Raw genomic sequence first — 1512 nt, 5'->3', positions numbered from 1 at the left:
GCGACTGGGCCGGCGTCATGGCGATCGGCCGGGCCGAGGCCGAGAGGCAACAGGCCGGCCCGCCGCCGCACTTCTTCTGCCCCCGCTGGGGCGGGCCGGTGACGCCGCAGCAGTGCGGGCTGTGCCGATCCGACGCGGCGGTGCAGAAGAACATGCGAGACACCGCCCAACGTCGTCGCATCGACTGGCGGAACGAGCCCTGCCTGTGGGAAGTCGCCTACGACCCGGACCGCCGCGAGCCGGACGACGCGTCGGCGGGCACCGAGACGCCCGTCTACCTGCCGATCGAGCAGTCGATTGCGGCGAATCACTGGGTCGTGCCCGATCGTGCTGCTTCGTCAAATCGGCCGAAACCGGCATCGATCGAGATAGGCGAACTCGCAGCGAGTTCGTCCAACCAGGCCTGGAAAAACAACCCGCACCCGTTGCGACGCCGCCTTGCCGGCGTTTTTGGACTTAACGAGAAGCCACAGGAACACGAGTGATAGCCATGATGCATTCGACTCGACCGGACCAACTTCAAGCCAAGCTCAATCGCCGGATCGCTACCTGGGTCTACTGGGCTGCCGCGACCACCTTCGGCACGGTGCTAGCCGCATCGAGTGTCGAAGCGCAGACGGAACCCATCGCGACGGTCGATTGCGAAAAGTGTGACACGTGCGAAACCTGTCAGATCTGTGGTGAGGGCGAAGACCCGTCGGATGATCCGGAGAGCTTTGTGTTCAGGTTCAGGATCGGTCAAGCCAACTTCGAAGACGCCGCCGGCGGTCTGTACATCCACGAAGAAGAACCGATCGAGGGGCTGGCGCGTCCTGCGGCCATGATGTGGCTTGGCAGTCTGAACACGACGGGACTCGAAGTCGTCTCGGATCCTGGGGATGCGGCCGTCATTCGACAGGCCTTAACGCCAAGATTGCTGATGGATGTCGTCGACAACACAACCGGTGGCGTCGAGCAGACCGATGTCACGCTCTATTGGCGACCGACTTCGATGCCGGCGAAGGTCGGCGGCGTCTACCCGGTGACAGGCTTGACGGCGTTCCGAACCGTTCAACTTAAAGAGCTGGCTGACGACGCCTCCAACCAAGTGACAAAGCTGCTCATTACATGGGACCCCGACGCCGACTCCATGACGACCGACGAAGTCCGAACGGCCTGGGAGTGGGTCGATTTAGGCCCAGACGGGACGGGATGGAAAGCCGGGAAGGGTGTCAACGCTAGCGGCGACTTCAGCACCGCGATTCGTATCGCTCAGCTGATTACGTTGGACAGCGGAAGTGGTCAATACACCGAGACCAGAACCATCACCGAAGGCTCCGGCACGGTCATCAGCAAGGTCGTCGAGACCTACGAGACCTTCGCGTGGGGCGACGAACTGATCAAGCGCGAAGACTACCCGACCGTCTCTGCCGCCGAGGCCGATCGCCTGACGACGACCTACACATATTACGACGACTCCGCCAACGACGGCGACAACTACACCCGCATCGAGACCATGACCGACGAACGCGG

Annotated in this window: 2 protein-coding genes; both read left to right on the top strand. The window is 62.6% G+C overall.

The window, feature by feature from the left end; all coding sequences use genetic code 11:
- A partial coding sequence (locus AAGI46_17185; GenBank protein MEM1013941.1) for a hypothetical protein occupies positions 1-485 on the top strand: 485 nt, incomplete at its 5' end.
- Between the two features lie 5 nt (positions 486-490).
- The coding region (locus AAGI46_17180; protein ID MEM1013940.1) for a hypothetical protein at positions 491-1512 on the top strand (1022 nt) is incomplete at its 3' end.

The sequence above is a fragment of the Planctomycetota bacterium genome, assembly GCA_038746835.1.
Lineage (GTDB): Bacteria > Planctomycetota > Phycisphaerae > Tepidisphaerales > Tepidisphaeraceae > JBCDKH01.
This window is presented reverse-complemented; position numbering and strand designations above follow the sequence as displayed.